The organism is Streptomyces sp. CA-210063 (assembly GCF_024612015.1).
Classification (GTDB): domain Bacteria; phylum Actinomycetota; class Actinomycetes; order Streptomycetales; family Streptomycetaceae; genus Streptomyces.
On the sequence record NZ_CP102512.1, the window covers coordinates 8826685 to 8843338 of the forward strand.

Consider the following 16654-nt stretch of genomic DNA (forward strand, 5'->3'; position numbering starts at 1 on the left):
GCGCCACCACCGCTGATCAGCGGCTTCCGTGATCCGGAGGAGGATCGTCGGCTGTGGCACGTGAGACCCGGCGGCACCACTTCATCCCCGGTGCGTGTCCGCCGCAGTGCCCGACAGGGAGGAGAGCGTCGCCATGTCAGACCGCGCGCCGCAGCCGGTGGACCGTCAACTGCCCACGGAAGAGGCCCGGGATCTGATCTCGCTCGTCCGCGAGATCGCACAGCGGGAGATCGCCCCGTACGCGGCCGAGGAGGAGGAAGCCGGTCGCTTCCCGCGCGAGCTCTTCAGCCTGCTCTCGGAGTCGGGACTGCTCGGCCTGCCCTACGACTCGGAATACGGCGGCGGCGACCAGCCGTACGAGGTCTATCTCCAGGCCCTGGAAGAGCTCGCCATGGCCCGCCTCACCGTCGGCCTCGGCGTGAGCGTCCATACGCTCGCCTGTCACGCCCTCGCCAACTACGGCACCAAGGAGCAGCAGGCCGAGCACCTGCCGTCGATGCTCGGCGGCCGTCTGCTCGGCGCGTACTGCCTCTCCGAGCCGTCGTCAGGCTCGGACGCCGCGTCCCTGCGGACGAAGGCCGTCCGGGACGATGGGGGTCCCTCCCGCTCGAGCGGAGCCGAGAGTGGGGGAGGCTGGCTGATCACCGGCACCAAGGCCTGGATCACCCACGGCGGCATCGCCGACTTCTACACGGTCATGGCGCGCACGGGCGGCGAGGGCTCCCGGGGCATCACGGCCTTCCTGGTGCCCGGCGACGCCGAGGGGCTGAGCGCGGCGGCGCCCGAGAAGAAGATGGGCATGAAGGGCTCACCCACCGCGCAGCTCCACTTCGACGGGGTGCGCGTCTCCGGCAGTCGGCGCCTGGGGGAGGAGGGCCAGGGTTTCGCGATCGCCCTGTCCGCGCTCGACTCCGGGCGGCTCGGCATCGCGGCCTGCGCGATCGGCGTGGCCCAGGCTGCCCTGGACGAGGCGGTCGCCTACGCCACCGGGCGGCAGCAGTTCGGGCGGCCGATCTCCGACTTCCAGGGACTGCGCTTCATGCTCGCGGACATGGCGACCCGGATAGAGGCGGGCCGGGCGCTCTATCTGTCCGCCGCACGGCTCCGCGACGCGGGCAGGCCCTTCTCCAAGCAGGCGGCCATGGCGAAGCTGCTGTGCACCGACACCGCGATGAAGGTCACCACGGACGCCGTCCAGATCCTCGGCGGGTACGGCTACACGGCGGACTTCCCCACCGAGCGGTACATGCGCGAGGCCAAGGTGCTCCAGATCGTCGAGGGCACCAATCAGATCCAGCGCATGGTCATCGCCCGTCACCTCGCGGGGCCCGAGTCACGCTGAAGGAGCCGCGGAAGGAGTCGGGCGCGGAGGTGTCCGGGGTGGTGCCGAACTGGTTGATGCCGCTCGGCGGCGTCGCCAGTCGGACCCACTCCGGATCGTGACGTCCCGGCAAGGTGCGGCCCCGGTCGGCCCAAGTCCGCATCAGGGCCCGGTAGATCGGCGGGTCCTGCGGTGCGGTCTGCCTCTGCGGAAGCGATTCTGCCGAAGCCGGCACGAACACGTGACGCCGACGTCCGGCCACCGAGAATGTAGGAGTCATACCGGGCCAACGCGCGTGAGGGCGGGCCGGTCACCGCTCCCGGGAATCGCGCCTGAGTTCGCGACAGGGCCGAACGGGGTATGACGAGCCCCGGCCGCCGGACGCGCCGAACCTGCACCATGGCAGCGTGCGTGACGCCATGGTGCGGGGCGACTGCTGGGAGCGGATCCTCCGGTACGGCCGCGTCGGCTCAGCGAGAGAGCACGGACGCCGCAGGCCGAACCTGCCCTGGAATCAGGCGGCTTGACGCCGCATCACCGGCACGCGCATCGGGCGCGAGCCCGGGCCGCCGACGTGCGAGAAGGGCTGTGTCCGCCAGTCGAGGCCCTGCGGGAGCGTCAACAGAAGGGCGGTGTCCTGCTCCTGCGGCTCGACGGACTCGTCCGCGGGCCGGGCGTCACCGGCCGAACGGCCCGTACCGGCGCAGACCGTGAGCCCGAACGGGTTCCACGGCGACACGACCAGCGCGTGTTCCGGCAGGGTGTCCTCGTCGGACAGCAGGGCGATGGGCTGGGCGCAGTCCGGGCAGATCACCCGGTACATCTCGAAGGTGTCGTACGCGTCGAACTCGTCGTCCGGTTCGACGCCCTCCGGCTCGGGCTCGATGACCGCCTGGAGACGCTTGGGTGCGGTACGACCAGGGCGCTTAAGACTCTGCATGGGATTCTCCCCCTCGGGCTGGGCCGTGTAGGCACTGCGGCCTCGACCACAGCAAGCACTTCCCGCCCCGTCTCGGCGGTAATCGCGAGATCATCACGCAGCCTGTTCGGGCACTGTGGTCTTCGTCACATGCCGCCCGCAGGTGCCGAGTGCCGCGGCGCTGTCACCCGTATGGCTCACGGGCCGCTCTCCGCCACATCACGAACCGGGCATGAGCTGCACCGCTCAGGTATCGGAGGAGATCAACCGCCCTGTAGGTTCTTGCGCCATGGAGGAGCTGGACCGACAGATCGTGCAGCTGCTCGTCGCGGACGGGCGGATGAGCTACACCGACCTGGGCAAGGCCACGGGCCTGTCCACGTCGGCGGTGCATCAGCGTGTGCGCCGACTTGAGCAGCGTGGCGTCATCCGGGGCTATGCCGCGGTCGTCGACCCCGAGGCCGTCGGGCTGCCGATGACCGCCTTCATCTCGGTCAAACCCTTCGATCCCAGTGCCCCCGACGACATCGCCGAACGCCTCGCCGGCGTCCCGGAGATCGAGGCCTGCCACAGCGTCGCCGGCGACGAGAACTACATCCTCAAGGTCCGCGTGGCGACCCCCCACGAGCTGGAGGAACTGCTGGCACGGGTGCGGTCCCTGGCGGGGGTGTCGACACGGACGACGGTGGTGCTGTCGACGCCGTACGAGGCCAGGCCGCCGAGGATCTGACGGGCGGGCGATCGTTCCGCAGGGCGGGGCGGTGGGCACAGTCGACAGTGCCGGGTGCCTTGAAACGACGGCCCTGGTGCAACGCGGCAGCCAACGCACGCGAAACTGTCTCCATGAGTGATCGCACCGCCTCGTCGAAGACCGTGTTGCTGCGCGGTGGAGAAGTCCACAGCCCCGCGGACCCGTTCGCCACCGCGATGGTCGTGGAGCACGGCCAGATCGCCTGGGTCGGCTCAGAGGGCGCCGCCGACGCCTTCGCGGCCGGCGTCGACGAGGTGATCGACCTCGAAGGAGCCCTGGTCACCCCGGCGTTCACCGACGCCCATGTGCACACCACCGCCACCGGCCTCGCGCTCACCGGCCTCGACCTCTCCACGGCCCCCACCCTGGACGCCGCCCTCGTTCTCGTACGGGAATTCGCGGCCGCCCGCCCGGACGACCGCGTCCTCCTCGGCCACGGCTGGGACGCCGCCCGCTGGCCCGGCGGCCGCCCGCCGACCCGCGCCGAACTCGACGAGGCCACCGGCGGCCGTCCGCTCTACCTCAGCCGGATCGACGTCCACTCGGCGGTCGTCACCACCGCCCTGCTCGACCTGGTCCCGGGCGCCGACGCCTTCGAGGACGGCCCGCTCACCCGCGACGCCCACCACGCCGTACGCGCCACCGCGCTCGGCGCCGTCACCCCCGCCCAGCGCACCGAGGCCCAGCGGGCCGCCCTCGCCCGCGCCGCCTCGCTCGGCATCGGCTCGGTCCACGAGTGCGCGGGCCCGGAGATCTCCTCCGAGGACGACTTCACGGGGCTGCTGCGGCTCGCCGCCGAGGAGCCCGGCCCGCGCGTCGTCGGCTACTGGGCGGAGCGCGATGTGGAGAAGGCGCGCGCCCTCGGGGCCGTCGGCGCCGCGGGCGACCTCTTCGTCGACGGTGCCCTCGGCTCGCACACGGCGTGTCTGCACGAGCCGTACGCCGACGCCGCGCACACCGGTACGGCGTACCTGGACACGGAAGCGGTCGCCGCCCATGTGGTCGCCTGCACCGAGGCGGGCCTCCAGGCGGGTTTCCACGCCATCGGGGACGCCGCGGTGACGTCGGTGGTCGAGGGCGTGCGCGCGGCCGCCGAGAAAGTCGGCCTGGTCCGTGTGCGGGCCGCCCGGCACCGCGTCGAGCACGCCGAGATGCTCACCCCCGAGACCGTCGCCGCCTTCGCCGAACTCGGCCTCACCGCCTCCGTCCAGCCCGCCTTCGACGCGCTGTGGGGCGGCGAGGACGGCATGTACGCCCAGCGGCTGGGCGTCGACCGCGCCCGCACCCTCAACCCGTTCGCGGCCCTGCTGCGCGCCGGCGTACCGCTGGCCTTCGGCTCCGACAGCCCGGTCACCCCTCTCGACCCATGGGGCACCGTCCGCGCGGCGGCCTTCCACCGCACGCCGGAGCACCGGGTGTCCGTGCGCGCCGCGTTCACGGCGCACACGCGGGGCGGCTGGCGGGCGATCGGACGGGACGACGCGGGCGTCCTCGTACCGGGCGCGCCCGCGGACTACGCGGTGTGGCGCACCGGCGAACTCGTCGTCCAGGCCCCCGACGACCGCGTCGCCCGCTGGTCCACCGACCCCCGTTCCGGTACCCCCGGCCTGCCCGATCTGAGCCCCGGCACCGACCTGCCCGTCTGTCTGCGGACCGTGGTCGCGGGGCGGACGGTCTTCGTACGGCCGGGCGAGTGATCTGCGAGGGCCGGGTGGATCCGATCATGGTTCGTCGGCGCGACGCTCGACCTGCGGGTCCTGCCCGCCGACCAGGCGTTTGAGGGAATCTCCGCAGGTCAAACGGCAGTTGACAGCTGGCCGCAGGTGGCGGGTAGGTTCTGCCGGGTCCACCACCGGACGTCCGACCGGGGAACTTCCGCGCGGTCGTCGAAGCGCCTCTGGGTCACGGATGGTGTGCCGCACCGGCGCACCGCCACTGGGAGCCAGGCCCAGGGTTCGCGCTCCGGCGAGGGAACGTTCCGGCTCGGTCGGTAGGTGTGACCCGGGTGGGGCCCGGACGCTCAGTAGACAACGGCTTTCGGTCGACCCGCAGCCAGCGGGTCCCAGGTCGGCCCGAAGGGCGCCGGGCCCCCATCCGCAGTCGGAGGAAATCCGCGGACGGCATCGGGAGTCCTTTCCGCGTTGGTACGAGATGTGTTCTGTGGCGGCGCACAGGCCACTCAGGGCGCGCTTCCGCACACCCCTTGTTGAATCGACACTCCTCTGGACACCAGCCGACACTCCATCGCAGGCCGTGGCCACTATGGTGGTCCCCTGCGTACGGACATGAAGGGGCAGCAGTGAACGACGGCGACGGGACCCTCGCGGCGGAAGGCCAGGAGAGGCGGTTCGGCCCGCTCGGCACGGCCTTGGTGATCATCCCGACCTACAACGAGGCGGAGAACATCAAGGCGATCGTCGGCCGGGTGCGGAAGGCCGTTCCCGAAGCGCACGTCCTGGTGGCCGACGACAACAGCCCCGACGGCACCGGCAAGCTCGCCGACGAACTGGCCGTCGGGGACGACCATGTCCAGGTGCTGCACCGCAAGGGCAAGGAAGGGCTCGGCGCCGCCTACCTCGCGGGCTTCCGCTGGGGCATGGAGCACGGCTACGGCGTACTGATCGAGATGGACGCCGACGGCTCCCACCAGCCCGAGGAACTGCCCCGGCTGCTGACCGCGCTCAAGGGCGCCGACCTCGTCCTCGGCTCCCGCTGGGTGCCGGGCGGGCGCGTGGTGAACTGGCCCAAGTCCCGCGAGTTCATCTCCCGCGGCGGCAGCCTCTACTCCCGTGTCCTGCTGGACGTCCCCGTCCGGGACGTCACCGGCGGCTACCGCGCCTTCCGCCGCGAGACCCTCGAAGGCCTCGGCCTCGACGAGGTCGCCTCCCAGGGCTACTGCTTCCAGGTCGACCTGGCCCGCCGCGCGATCAAGGCGGGCTATCACGTCGTCGAGGTGCCCATCACCTTCGTCGAGCGCGAGCTGGGCGACTCCAAGATGAGCCGGGACATCCTCGTCGAGGCGCTGTGGCGGGTCACGGCGTGGGGCGTGGGGGAGCGGGTCGGCAAGGTCCTGGGGCGGGACGCCAAGGGGCCCGGGCAGGACAGCAGGACGTCAGGGCAGGACAAGCGGGGCTGATCATCCCCTTATCCCGTGCTGAGCCCTGGCCAGGCACACTGGGAGCATGACGACTGGCGCTTCGACCCCGACGTACCCCGCACGGCCCCGGCGCTCCCGGCTGCGCACGTTCGTGCCGTTGGGTGTCGCGGCGTGGCTCGTGCTGGAGATCTGGCTGCTCACCATGGTCGCGAGCGCGGCCGGCGGTCTGACCGTCTTCCTCGTCCTCGTCGCCGGATTCCTCCTCGGCTCCGCGGTGGTGAAGCGGGCCGGGCGGCGGGCGTTCCGGGCGCTGAGCGAGACGCTGCAACAGCAGCAGGGCGGTGGCGGTACGGCCGCGCCCGGCGCCCGCAAGAGTGAGGGCAACGGCTTCCTGATGCTGGGCGGTCTGCTGCTGATCCTGCCGGGGCTGCTCTCGGACGCGGTGGGGCTGGTGCTGTTGATTCCGCCGGTGCAGAAGGCGCTGGGTCGCTACACGGAGCGGACCTTCGAGCGGAAGATCCGTGCGGCGAGTGCCGGGTCTGTCGGGGATGCCTTTCAGCAGGCGCGCATTCATCGGCCTGACGGCAAGGTCGTGCCGGGTGAGGTGATTCGGGACGATGCCGGTGCCGGTGCCGGTGACGCGTCGCCGGAGGGGCCTCGGCCGCCGCTGAATCGTTGAAGGGTTCTTTTCGCCCCCGCCGCCCCTACCCGTTCCCATTCCCAGGGGCTGCTGCCCCTTCGACCCCGCCATGCGTCAGCGCTGGGGGGCTCGGATTCGTGGGTCGGTGCGGGTTGTTTGTGGTTGCTCGCGCAGTTCCCCGCGCCCCTCAAGACGCACGCAGTTCCCCGCGCCCCTGCTGAAGACGCACGCAACGACCGCAGGCGCCGTACATGAAGCGTACGGCGCCCGCGGTCGTTGGTTGCGCTGTGTGTTCCGCCTGACCCCCAAGGGGGCGGGCTAAGCGGACTTGCGGCTGTCTCGCGGATGTACCGCGATGTTCATCGCGCCGGAGCGGAGGACCGCGAGGCGCTCTTCGAGGACCTCTTCGAGTTCCTCACGGGTGCGCCGCTCCATCAGCATGTCCCAATGCGTACGCGCGGGCTTGGCCTTCTTTTCCTCAGGGCCGTCGCCGTCCACCAGGAGTGCCTGGGCCCCGCAGACCTTGCACTCCCACTCCGGCGGGATCTCCGCCTCGACCGAGAAGGGCATCTCGAAGCGGTGCCCCTTCTCGCATGCGTACTCCACGGCCTGGCGCGGAGCCAAGTCGATGCCGCGGTCCGTCTCGTAGCTGGTCACCACGAGGCGCGTGCCGCGAAGAGCTCGCTCACTCATGAATCGTGCCTCCCGGGCTTGTCGCCCACAGGACAGGTGTCGCTGTCGTCGTCATCCGGTCAACGTCCGGTCGGCGGTAAAGATTCCCGTTGCGTGTCCCGTTCCGGGTCATGCGTCGCCGTCGTAGCCGCAGTCTTGCTGACCAATCTCGTACCCACCGGCGCCCGGTTTGTCACATCTGACAGCAGATGTCACCCAGCGTTTCGGCATCTTTGACGCGCAGTAACGGTACGCCTGGCAGGCCAAACGCGTACACTACAGCCTTTCTCTCCAGGCGCTAAATCCTGTCGGGTACGGGGTTGCCCGCGTCGCTGATCGCCCGGCGTACCGGAACCCTGGCGAGCAGGGCGAATCCCAGGACGAAGAAGGCGACCAGGGAGATGATCGCGTCCCGATAGCTTCCGGTCAGCTGGTACGTCACACCGAACAGGAGCGGGCCCAGCCAGCTCATGCCGCGGTCGCTCATCTCGTACGCGGAGAAGTATTCGGCCTCCTTGCCGGGCGGTACGAGGTGGGAGAAGAGGGCGCGGGAGAGGGCCTGGCTGCCGCCGAGGACCAGGCCGATGCCCGAGGCGAGGACGAAGAACCACAGCGGCGCGCCCGCCGGGAGGAAGTAGCCGGCGGCGAGGATCACGGTCCAGGCGACCAGGGAGCCGAGGATCGTGCGCTTGGCGCCGTAGCGGCGGGACAGGCGGCCCATGCCGAGGGCGCCGCCCACCGCCAGGATCTGCACCAGCAGTACCGCCACGATGAGCGTCGACTGCTCCAGGCCGAGTTCCTCGGAGCCGTACACCGAGGCCTGGGAGATGACCGTCTGGATGCCGTCGTTGTAGATCAGGTAGGCGAGGAGGAAGCCCAGGGTGAGCGGATGGCGGCGCATGTCGCGGACGGTCGCCGCGAGCTGGCGCAGGCCGGGGGCCGTGGCCTCCTGGGACTCCTTGGACTCGCCCGCCGGGCTGCGACGGTCGCGCAGGCGGCGTAGCGGGATCAGGGTGAAGGCGCCCCACCACAGGCCGGCCGAGGCCAGACAGATGCGGACGGCCATGCCCTCGGAGACGCCGAAGGAGTCGTGGGCGGTGAACAGGATCAGGTTCGCGACCAGGACCAGGGAGCCCGCCGCGTAGCCGAAGGCCCAGCCCCGGGAGGAGACCGCGTCGCGTTCCTCGGGGGGTGCGATCTGAGGGAGGTAGGAGTTGTAGAGCATCATCGCGACGGACTGGGCCGCGTTCGCGATGATCAGCAGGACGCCGCCGAGGAAGTAGCGGTCGCCGTCGAGGAAGAACATGCCCGCGGTCGCGGCGGCCCCGACATAGGCGGCCGCGCCCAGGAGGGGCTTCTTGCGGCCCGTGCGGTCGGCGGCCACGCCCACCAGGGGCATGATCACGACGGCGAGGATCACCGACAGGGACACCGAGTAGGCGAAGAAGGAGCCCGCGCGGACCGGTATGCCCAGCGGGTGCACGTAACCGTCGGCGTCGGCGGCGGACTTGGCGATCTCGGTCAGATAGGGGCCGAGGAACACGGTCAGGACGCTGGTCGAGTAGACGGAGCAGGCCCAGTCGTAGAAGTACCAGCCGCGCTGCTCGCGCCGTCTGCCCTCGGCCTCGTCGGCCGCGTCCGTCCGCACGGTGTCGGTGCCCACCCGTGCCCCTCGCTTCCCCGTGAAGGGCCGCGCGAGGGCGTCAGACCCAAGTCCCCCGGTCCTCAAGCACCTTGCGCAGCGTGTCGATGTGATCGGTCATGATGCCATCGACGCCGAGGTCGAGGAGCCGGTGCATACGTTGCGGTTCGTTCACGGTCCACACATGGACGTGCAGTCCGCGCGCATGGGCGGCGCGCACGAACCGGTGGTCCACCACGGGCACCCCGGACTGCGCCTCGGGCACCTGTGCGGCGACCGCCGAGCGGCGCACCGTGGCGGGGATGCCCCAGGAGCGCAGCCGCAGCCCCAGGACGCCGCTCGTGCCGTACGAGGTGGCCAGGCGCGGGCCGGCGAGGCGCTGGGCGCGGGCGACCCGGGGCTCGGAGAAGGAGCCGACGCAGACGCGGTCCCAGGAGTCGGTGCGGGCGATCAGTTTGAGGAGGGGGTGGAGGGCGGGCTCCGCCTTGATGTCGACGTTCCAGCGGACGTCGGGGAAGGTTTCGAGGAGTTCCTCGAAGAGGGGGACCGGTTCCACACCCGCCACGCGCGCGTGCCGGATGTCCTTCCAGGGCAGGTCCGCTATCCGGCCCGCCCCGTCGGTCACCCGGTCCAGGGTCGCGTCGTGGAACGCGACGAGCTTGCCGTCGCGCGTGGCGTGCACATCGGTCTCGAGGTAGCGGTAGCCCGACTCCACCGCTCGCCGGAACTGGGTCATGGTGTTCTCCAGGCCGTCCGCCGCCCCGCCCCGGTGGGCGAAGGCGATCGGGCCCGGATGGTCCAGGTAGGGGTGGCGTATGAGGGCGGTCACCCGGGCAGTATGGCTCGCTTCGATGGACCGGTGGCAACGACCGTGCTGCCGGATTCCGAGGGGACGGCGAACACACGCAGGAAGAGCTGGGCGAGCGGGCCGATGGAGAGGGCGTAGAGGAGGGTGCCCGCGCCGACCGTGCCGCCGAGGGCGAAGCCGGTCGCCAGCACCGTCACCTCCACGGCCGTCCGCATCAGACGGACCGAGCGGCCGGTACGCCGGTGCAGTCCCGTCATCAGGCCGTCGCGCGGGCCCGGACCGAACCGGGCCGCGATGTAGAGGCCGGTCGCCACGCCGTTGAGCACGATGCCGGCGATCAGGAGGGGTATGCGTACGGCCATGGTGTGTGTCTCGGGCACCAGCGCCAGGGTGGCGTCCATCGCGATGCCGACCACGAAGACGTTGGAGACCGTGCCGAGGCCCGGGCGCTGGCGGAGCGGGATCCACAGGAGGAGCACCACCGCGCCCACGACGATCGACACCACGCCGATGGTCAGGCCGGTCAGTTCCGCCAGGCCCTGGTGCAGCACGCCCCAGGGTTCCAGGCCGAGGCCCGCCTCCACGAGGAGCGCGGAGCTGGTGCCGTACAGCGCGAGGCCGGTGTACAGCTGGGTCAATCGTCGGCCCAGACGGCGCTGTGGAAGGTGCGGCGGGATCTGTTGCGTTTCGTGCGGTGGCCCGTGCGGCGGCTCGTGCTGTGCGGGCAAGGCTCTCCCCCTGGTGGTGCCGGTGGACTGACGCATGACACTCTGTGGCTTGGAGAGAGATGCCATCCATGGCCAATTCGGGGAAGGTGGACTGGGAATCATGGCGCAGTGGACTTCAGCGGTCGGTGCGGCGCAGCTCGCGCGGCTGCTCACCTCGCAGCAGGAGCGTCCCGCAGGCCCCGGCACGCGCCGCCCGCCCGCCTACCGCGCGCTCGCCGACGGGATCCGGTTGCTGGTGCTGGAGGGCAGGGTGCCCGTGGCCGCCCGACTGCCCGCCGAGCGCGAGCTGGCGCTGTCCCTCTCCGTCAGCCGTACGACGGTCGCGGCGGCCTACGAGGCGTTGCGTACGGAGGGGTTCCTGGAGTCCCGGCGGGGAGCGGGCAGTTGGACCGCCGTACCGGCCGGGAAGCCGCTGCCCGCGCGAGGACTGGAGCCGCTGCCGCCCGAGGCGCTCGGCTCGATCATCGATCTGGGGTGCGCGGCGCTGCCCGCGCCCGAGCCCTGGCTCACCCGGGCCGTGCAGGGCGCGCTGGAGGAACTGCCGCCGTACGCCCACACACACGGCGACTATCCGGCCGGGCTGCCCGCGCTCCGGTCCATGCTCGCCGAGCGCTACACGGCGCGCGGGATCCCGACCATGCCCGAGCAGATCATGGTGACCACGGGTGCCATGGGCGCCATGGACGCCATCTGTCACCTCTTCGCGGGGCGCGGTGAGCGGATCGCGGTGGAGTCGCCGTCGTACGCCAACATCCTGCAGTTGATGCGGGAGGCGGGGGCCCGGCTGGTGCCGGTCGCCATGGCCGACGGGCTCGCCGGCTGGGACATGGACCGGTGGCGGCAGGTCCTGCGGGACGCGGCGCCGCGGCTCGCGTACGTCGTCGCCGACTTCCACAATCCGACCGGCGCGCTCGCCGACGAGGACCGGCGGCGGGGGCTCGTCGACGCCGCCCGGGGCGCCGGGACGGTGCTCGTCGCCGACGAGACGATGAGTGAGCTGTATCTCGACGACGAGGTGCGGATGCCGAGGCCTGTGTGTGCCTTCGACCCGGCGGGGTCCACGGTCATCACGGTCGGGTCGGCCAGCAAGGCGTTCTGGGCGGGCATGCGGATCGGGTGGGTACGGGCGGCGCCGGATGTGATCCGGAGTCTTGTCGCGGCGCGGGCGTACGCGGACCTGGGGACGCCTGTGTTGGAGCAGTTGGCCGTGAACTGGCTGATGAGTACGGGGGGTTGGGCGCAGGCCGTGGGGATCCGGCGGGAGCAGGCGCGGGGGAACCGGGACGCGTTGGTGGCCGCGGTGCGTCGGGAGCTGCCCGACTGGGAGTTCTCGGAGCCTCGGGGTGGGCTGACGTTGTGGGTCCGTACGGGGGGTCTGTCGGGGTCGCGGCTCGCGGAGATGGGCGAGCGGGTGGGGGTTCGGGTGCCGTCGGGGCCTCGGTTCGGTGTCGACGGGGCTTTTGAGGGGTATGTCCGGCTGCCGTTCACCGTGGGCGGAGCGGTCGCTGACGAGGCGGCCGTGCGGTTGGCTGCGGCGGCGCGGTTGGTGCGGGACGGGGTGTCCGGTGGCGGCGAGGGGCCGCGGACGTTTGTGGCGTGAGTGCGGGGCCGGCCTGTCGGGTGCCCGGCGGCTCGTGCGGGGCGGGGGCTGGGTGTCGCTCACCGGCGCCGGCCGGGTGCCGCTGCGCCCACCCGTGCCGCCCCAGCGGCAGGACTGCCCGCAGTTGTCGGTGGCGGGGTGCCGCTGGGCCTACCGGTGCTGCCCCTGGCGGTACGACTGCCCGCAGTTGTCGGTGGCGGGGTGCCGCTGGGCCTACCGGTGCTGCCCCTGGCGGTACGACTGCCCGCAGTGGGGACGGGCGGGGAGGGTGGGCGTCGGTCCTCAGGAGGGCTGCCGACTCAGCTCTCGGCCACCGCTGCCTTCGTCGTGAGGGAGTCCGCCGGTGTCGTGTGGGGCGGGAGGAGGGACAGGACTGCCTGGCGGTGGGGTTCGGGGGTGTTCTCGTCGTGGGGGTCGGGGGTGGCCGGGACCTGGAGGCGGAGGGAGGGGGTGGGGCCCAGGCGGGCGTAGCCGCGGCCTGGGGGGACGTCCGGCGTGGGGGTGGTGGCGGGCGGGGCACCCAGGACCGATTCGACCTGGTCGGCTGAGGCGGGGCCCAGGACCACGCGGGCGCGGGTGTGCTGGCGTACCGCGTCCGTGAGGGTGTCGAGCTGGTCGAACTGCTCGGTGACCACCACGGTGACGTTGGCCGCGCGGCCGTGGCGGAGGGGGACCTGGAGGAGGGACTGCGGATCGCGTTGGCCGTCGGCCGTGGCGAGGTGGGTGAGCACGCTCGGGCGGTCGAGGAGGAGCCAGAGGGGGCGGCCGACGTCGTCCGGTGCGGGGTGGCCCGCCTGGCGGGCGCGGTTCGTGGCGATCAGCCGGCGTTCCGTCTCCTGGGACGCCCACTCCAGGCTCGCGAGGGCACCGGAGAGGCCGCACTCCACGGCCAGGACCCCGTCGCGGCCGGTCAGGCACGCGTACTCGCCGCTGCCGCCGCCCTCGACGATGACGATGTCGCCGTGCTGGAGGGCCTGGAGGGCGATCGAGCGGAGGAGGGTGGTCGTGCCGCTGCCCGGTTCACCCACGGCCAGCAGGTGCGGTTCGGTGGAGCGGACGCCGGTGCGCCAGACGACCGGCGGTTCGTCGCGCTGTTCCTCTCCGGAGGAGACGGGCAGGGTGCGCTGGACGTCGGTCGCGTCGGTGAAGCCGAGGACCGTCTCGCCCGGCGCCGTCACGAACCGCTGGGCGGCGATGTCGGTGCCGAGGGGGGCGAGGACGGTGACGGTGAGTTCGTTGCCCTCCTCGTCCCAGCTGAAGCGGTACTCGCGGCCGCGGCCCGCCTTGGTGTGCAGCAGGTGCTCGATGCGCGCACGGGCCTCGGCCTCGCCGTCCGTGAAGTACGCCGGGTAGCGGATCAGCAGGTGGCTGACGCGGCCGGTGCCGTCGAACGCGTAGGTGGGGAAGGCCTTGTCCCATGCGCCGCCGTGCGCATAGAGGGGCTCGGGGTCCTCGGCGGCCGAGAAGTACGGGACCAAGGCCTCGTAGAGCGAGCGCAGGCGCTGGGTCTGGGACTCGTCCGGGCCGGAGGAGTCCTCGGCGGCGCCGTCGCGGCCCGCCCAGGCTGCCGCCGCCATCAGGGCGATGGCGGCGAGCAGCGGGCCGTACGGCACCAGGGTGACGACCAGGACGACCGAGGCCGCCAGGAAGAGCAGTGACCCGCGCCGGTCCTTCGGGGTCTCGGCCCACCTGCGCCGCCCGGCCGCCGCCAGCCGGCGCAGTCCACGCGTGATCGTGATCAGCGGGTGGAGGACGTCGGTGGCGCCGTCGGCCGCCGTCCGGGCCAGCTCCCGGCTCCTGGCGAGGTGCGCGGTGCCGCTGCTCAGAATGCGGGGGAGGGGGGCCCGGACCACGGCTGTCTCCTGGAGGTGCGTGCGGATGGGGGGACGGGATCAGAACTTGATCCCACCGAGGAGGCTCGCGAGGCTCTCGCCGCCCGCCGTGATGCTCGGGGCGATACCCGTACTGGCGAGGTAGAAGCCGAAGAGGGTGACGACGATGCAGTGCGAGGCCTTCAGGCCGTCCTTGCGGAAGAACAGGAAGACGATGACGCCGAGCAGGACGACGCCTGAGATGTTGAGGATCATTTTGGCTCTCCTGGTTGATGGGGACAGTCACCATGAGTTCTTCCAAGGTCACAGCATGTATCCATACGATAAAAGGTGCAACTGGGTGAAATTCCGTCGATTTCACCTGGGTGGCCGAATCGGCGTTGGGCCGTCCGAGCTGGGCTGTTGCGCCCGGCGGGACTCGATGTGATCTTTGCCTCGGCTCTGTCCGCGCATGTGCGCGAGGAGCCAGTACCCTGGCGATTCACCCGTTCGGCTCGTGCGCGCATGTGAGAGGTGGTCCCGGCGATGAGCGAAGCCCCCGACCCGGAGGTCGTGGAGCTGGCGACCAAGATCTTCGATCTGGCCCGGCGGGGCGAGACCGAGGCGCTCGTGGCGTACGTCGACGCGGGTGTTCCGGCCGACCTCACCAATGACCGCGGCGACTCGCTCGTGATGCTCGCCGCGTATCACGGCCACGCCGACGCGGTACGGGCCCTCCTGGCCCGTGGCGGTGAGGCCGACCGTGTCAACGACCGAGGCCAGACTCCCCTCGCCGGGGCGGTTTTCAAGGGCGAGGAGAGCGTCATCCGGGTCCTTCTGGACGCCGGGGCCGATCCGCTCACGGGCACTCCGAACGCGGTCGACACCGCCCGGATGTTCGGCAGGACCGAACTGCTCCAACTGTTCGCAGCACGCTGATCCACATGTTCTGACCAGGTAAAAAACGAAAGACGGGGGAGGCGGTACGGGGCCGCCGGATATTTCGGTCGCGGCAGGAAGAACCGCCGGGTCATCATGACGTCGTGAATCACGGACATGATGGCTGGGCAGGTGTTGCCGCACCGCGTGGACCGTGACGCGGTCCGCATGGGCCACCGACGAGAGGCAGAGGAAGATGGTCTACAGCAAGCAAGAGACGGCGGGCGCCCCGACGTGTTGTCACGCGGCCAGGTAGTGCACGATCCCCGGTTGCGTCGACGCTTGATGTGAGGCTGTTTCCCATGTTCGAACCGGTCATAGCGCCCAGCGGTACGCTGCTCGGTCTGCTGCAGCGGGGCCGCGGCGACGGCACCCTGCACGCGCTCACCGCCCCGCGGGCCGAGGCGCTCGCGGCACTGAACCAGTGTGTGCTGAGCGACCCCCGCCACGACTGGCAGGTGGAGAACCGCTCCCTGTACTACGCCCGTCTCTACCTCGACCTGCACGGCGAGCTGGACGAGATAGAACGGCACCTCTTCGACGCCGAGGACGTGCTGGACACCGACGAGTCACGCACCGGGCTGGCCCTCGCGGTACTCGGGCACCTCGCCTCGTACGGCAGGCGGGACGCGCTCGCACTGTTGCGCAGGTACGCCGCCGTGGGCACCAGCTGGGCCTGGGCCCTCGACGAGCTGGCGCTCAGGGACGACGACGAAGGGCTGCGCGCCCTCGCCGAACCCGTCCTGGCCCGCTTCACCACCGACCCGGAGGGCGAGGCCGAACTGGCCGCCGCCGTCCGCGACGCCTTCGAACCCCGGCCCTGGCGGTTGTGGGCCGACGATCCCCGCGAAGCGATCGCCACGCGCGTGCGTGCCGCCCAGGAGACGGGCTGCTTCGACCGCTGGCAGCGCCAGATGCGACCAAGTGGGCCCCGGCCGGGGTGGAGCGTCAAGGCCGTGTTCGAGTGGGCCCAGCAGGGCATCGAACGCGGAGCCGTCCTCCATGTGCCGGCCGCCCGGTGTCTCACGGCCGTCGCCGGCCCCGAGGACCGGCCCGAGATTCTTCTGGCCGCCCGATCCGGTGACGACGGTGCCCGGTGCACCGCCCTTCGCTACCTCGCCGACGGCAACGATCCCGACGCCCTCGACCTGATCGAGGGCGCCGTGACCGACGGAACGACGATGGTCGTGGAAGCCGCCGTCGCCGCCTTCGAACGGATGCGCAGCATGGCCGCCGTCGACCGGGCGCGCGGCTGGGTCCACCGGCCCGACCCGCTGGGCGCCGCCGCCGGACGCATGCTCGCCTGTCTCGGCGGAGCCAAGGACAGCGACCTGGTGCTGGGGGCGCTACGGGAGGCCGTACGCGGGGAAGGGCCCGACGCTCCGACCCTGTGGACGCTCGTCGACGGCACCGGCCGTCTGGGCATCGTCTGCGCCGCGCCCGTGCTGCGCCACATCTACCGCGAGACCGCCTCCTCCCACCTCCGCGGCCGGGCGGCCCGCGCGCTCGCCGCCACCGACCCCACCTTCCCGGCCGGCTTCGCCGTCGAGTGCCTCTGGGACTGTGAGGAGACCACCCGCGAGATCGCCGCCCGGTACGCCGAGACGGGTGATGCGCGAGTCGTCGACCAACTTCGCCGACTGGCCGCCGACCCGGCCGAGGAGGCCGAGGTCCAGACAGCCGTACGCAGCCGAATCGGCCCTGACATGCCCGCAGTGTGAACATC

Annotated in this window: 16 protein-coding genes; 8 read left to right on the forward strand and 8 right to left on the reverse strand. The window is 71.6% G+C overall.

Features of this window, described 5'->3' with window-relative positions; all coding sequences use genetic code 11:
• Positions 1–133: 133 nt before the first annotated feature.
• On the forward strand, positions 134–1342 hold the full coding sequence (locus JIX56_RS38625) for an acyl-CoA dehydrogenase family protein (protein WP_257547692.1): 1209 nt from the start codon (positions 134–136) through the stop codon (positions 1340–1342).
• On the opposite strand, the gene JIX56_RS48170 is transcribed toward JIX56_RS38625, so the two are convergent.
• Both JIX56_RS48170 and JIX56_RS38630 read right to left on the reverse strand, forming a co-directional pair.
• A complete protein-coding gene (locus JIX56_RS48170; protein WP_443031942.1) occupies positions 1305–1601 on the reverse strand; it encodes a hypothetical protein in 297 nt (98 codons plus the stop codon). The two genes, JIX56_RS38625 and JIX56_RS48170, sit on opposite strands and share 38 nt — an antisense overlap.
• 234 nt (positions 1602–1835) lie before the next feature.
• On the reverse strand, positions 1836–2261 hold the full coding sequence (locus JIX56_RS38630; protein ID WP_257547693.1) for a hypothetical protein: 426 nt from the start codon (positions 2259–2261) through the stop codon (positions 1836–1838).
• Between the two features lie 268 nt (positions 2262–2529).
• Between JIX56_RS38630 and JIX56_RS38635 the strand changes: the two genes are divergently transcribed.
• The 4 genes from JIX56_RS38635 (at position 2530) to fxsA (ending at position 6767) form a co-directional block, all read left to right on the forward strand.
• Positions 2530–2970, forward strand: coding sequence for an Lrp/AsnC family transcriptional regulator (locus tag JIX56_RS38635; RefSeq protein WP_257547695.1), 441 nt, complete (start codon positions 2530–2532; stop codon positions 2968–2970).
• A gap of 113 nt (positions 2971–3083) precedes the next feature.
• Positions 3084–4688 carry an amidohydrolase gene (locus JIX56_RS38640; RefSeq protein ID WP_257547697.1) on the forward strand — a complete coding sequence of 535 codons (1605 nt, stop codon included), beginning with the start codon at positions 3084–3086 and terminating at the stop codon, positions 4686–4688.
• 602 nt (positions 4689–5290) lie between these two features.
• Positions 5291–6127, forward strand: a complete 837-nt coding sequence (locus JIX56_RS38645) for a polyprenol monophosphomannose synthase (RefSeq protein ID WP_257547699.1) — start codon at positions 5291–5293, stop codon at positions 6125–6127.
• 46 nt (positions 6128–6173) lie between these two features.
• Positions 6174–6767, forward strand: a complete 594-nt coding sequence (gene fxsA / locus JIX56_RS38650; RefSeq protein ID WP_257547701.1) for an FxsA family membrane protein — start codon at positions 6174–6176, stop codon at positions 6765–6767.
• 279 nt (positions 6768–7046) lie between these two features.
• Here the strand turns inward: fxsA and JIX56_RS38655 are convergent, their stop codons facing one another.
• The 4 genes from JIX56_RS38655 to yczE all read right to left on the reverse strand — a co-directional run bounded on the left by JIX56_RS38655 (position 7047) and on the right by yczE (position 10614).
• Positions 7047–7421, reverse strand: a complete 375-nt coding sequence (locus JIX56_RS38655) for an RNA polymerase-binding protein RbpA (RefSeq protein ID WP_003977404.1) — start codon at positions 7419–7421, stop codon at positions 7047–7049.
• Between the two features lie 277 nt (positions 7422–7698).
• Positions 7699–9063, reverse strand: coding sequence for an MFS transporter (locus tag JIX56_RS38660; protein ID WP_257547703.1), 1365 nt, complete (start codon positions 9061–9063; stop codon positions 7699–7701).
• A 40-nt stretch (positions 9064–9103) separates the two neighbouring features.
• Entirely contained in the window at positions 9104–9871 is a 768-nt protein-coding gene (locus JIX56_RS38665; protein WP_257547705.1) for a glycerophosphodiester phosphodiesterase, read from the reverse strand.
• Positions 9868–10614 (reverse strand): membrane protein YczE, encoded by a 747-nt coding sequence (yczE, locus tag JIX56_RS38670; RefSeq protein ID WP_257547707.1) that lies wholly within the window; start codon positions 10612–10614, stop codon positions 9868–9870. Before yczE ends, JIX56_RS38665 begins: the two co-directional genes overlap by 4 nt.
• 64 nt (positions 10615–10678) lie before the next feature.
• Here yczE and JIX56_RS38675 point away from each other — a divergent pair, with 64 nt between their 5' ends.
• Complete coding sequence (locus JIX56_RS38675) at positions 10679–12178, forward strand: SCO1417 family MocR-like transcription factor (protein ID WP_257547709.1); 1500 nt, start codon at positions 10679–10681, stop codon at positions 12176–12178.
• Positions 12179–12477: 299 nt separating this feature from the next.
• On the opposite strand, the gene JIX56_RS38680 is transcribed toward JIX56_RS38675, so the two are convergent.
• The gene (locus JIX56_RS38680) at positions 12478–14031 is read right to left on the reverse strand and encodes a hypothetical protein (RefSeq protein ID WP_257547711.1); all 1554 of its coding nucleotides are present in this window, start codon (positions 14029–14031) and stop codon (positions 12478–12480) included.
• A gap of 39 nt (positions 14032–14070) precedes the next feature.
• On the reverse strand, positions 14071–14265 hold the full coding sequence (locus tag JIX56_RS38685) for a hypothetical protein (protein ID WP_005485586.1): 195 nt from the start codon (positions 14263–14265) through the stop codon (positions 14071–14073).
• A 270-nt stretch (positions 14266–14535) separates the two neighbouring features.
• Here JIX56_RS38685 and JIX56_RS38690 point away from each other — a divergent pair, with 270 nt between their 5' ends.
• A complete protein-coding gene (locus tag JIX56_RS38690) occupies positions 14536–14928 on the forward strand; it encodes an ankyrin repeat domain-containing protein (RefSeq protein WP_257547713.1) in 393 nt (130 codons plus the stop codon).
• 302 nt (positions 14929–15230) lie between these two features.
• Positions 15231–16649: a HEAT repeat domain-containing protein gene (locus JIX56_RS38695; protein ID WP_257547715.1), complete on the forward strand. Its 1419-nt coding sequence runs from the start codon at positions 15231–15233 to the stop codon at positions 16647–16649.
• Positions 16650–16654 lie beyond the last annotated feature (5 nt).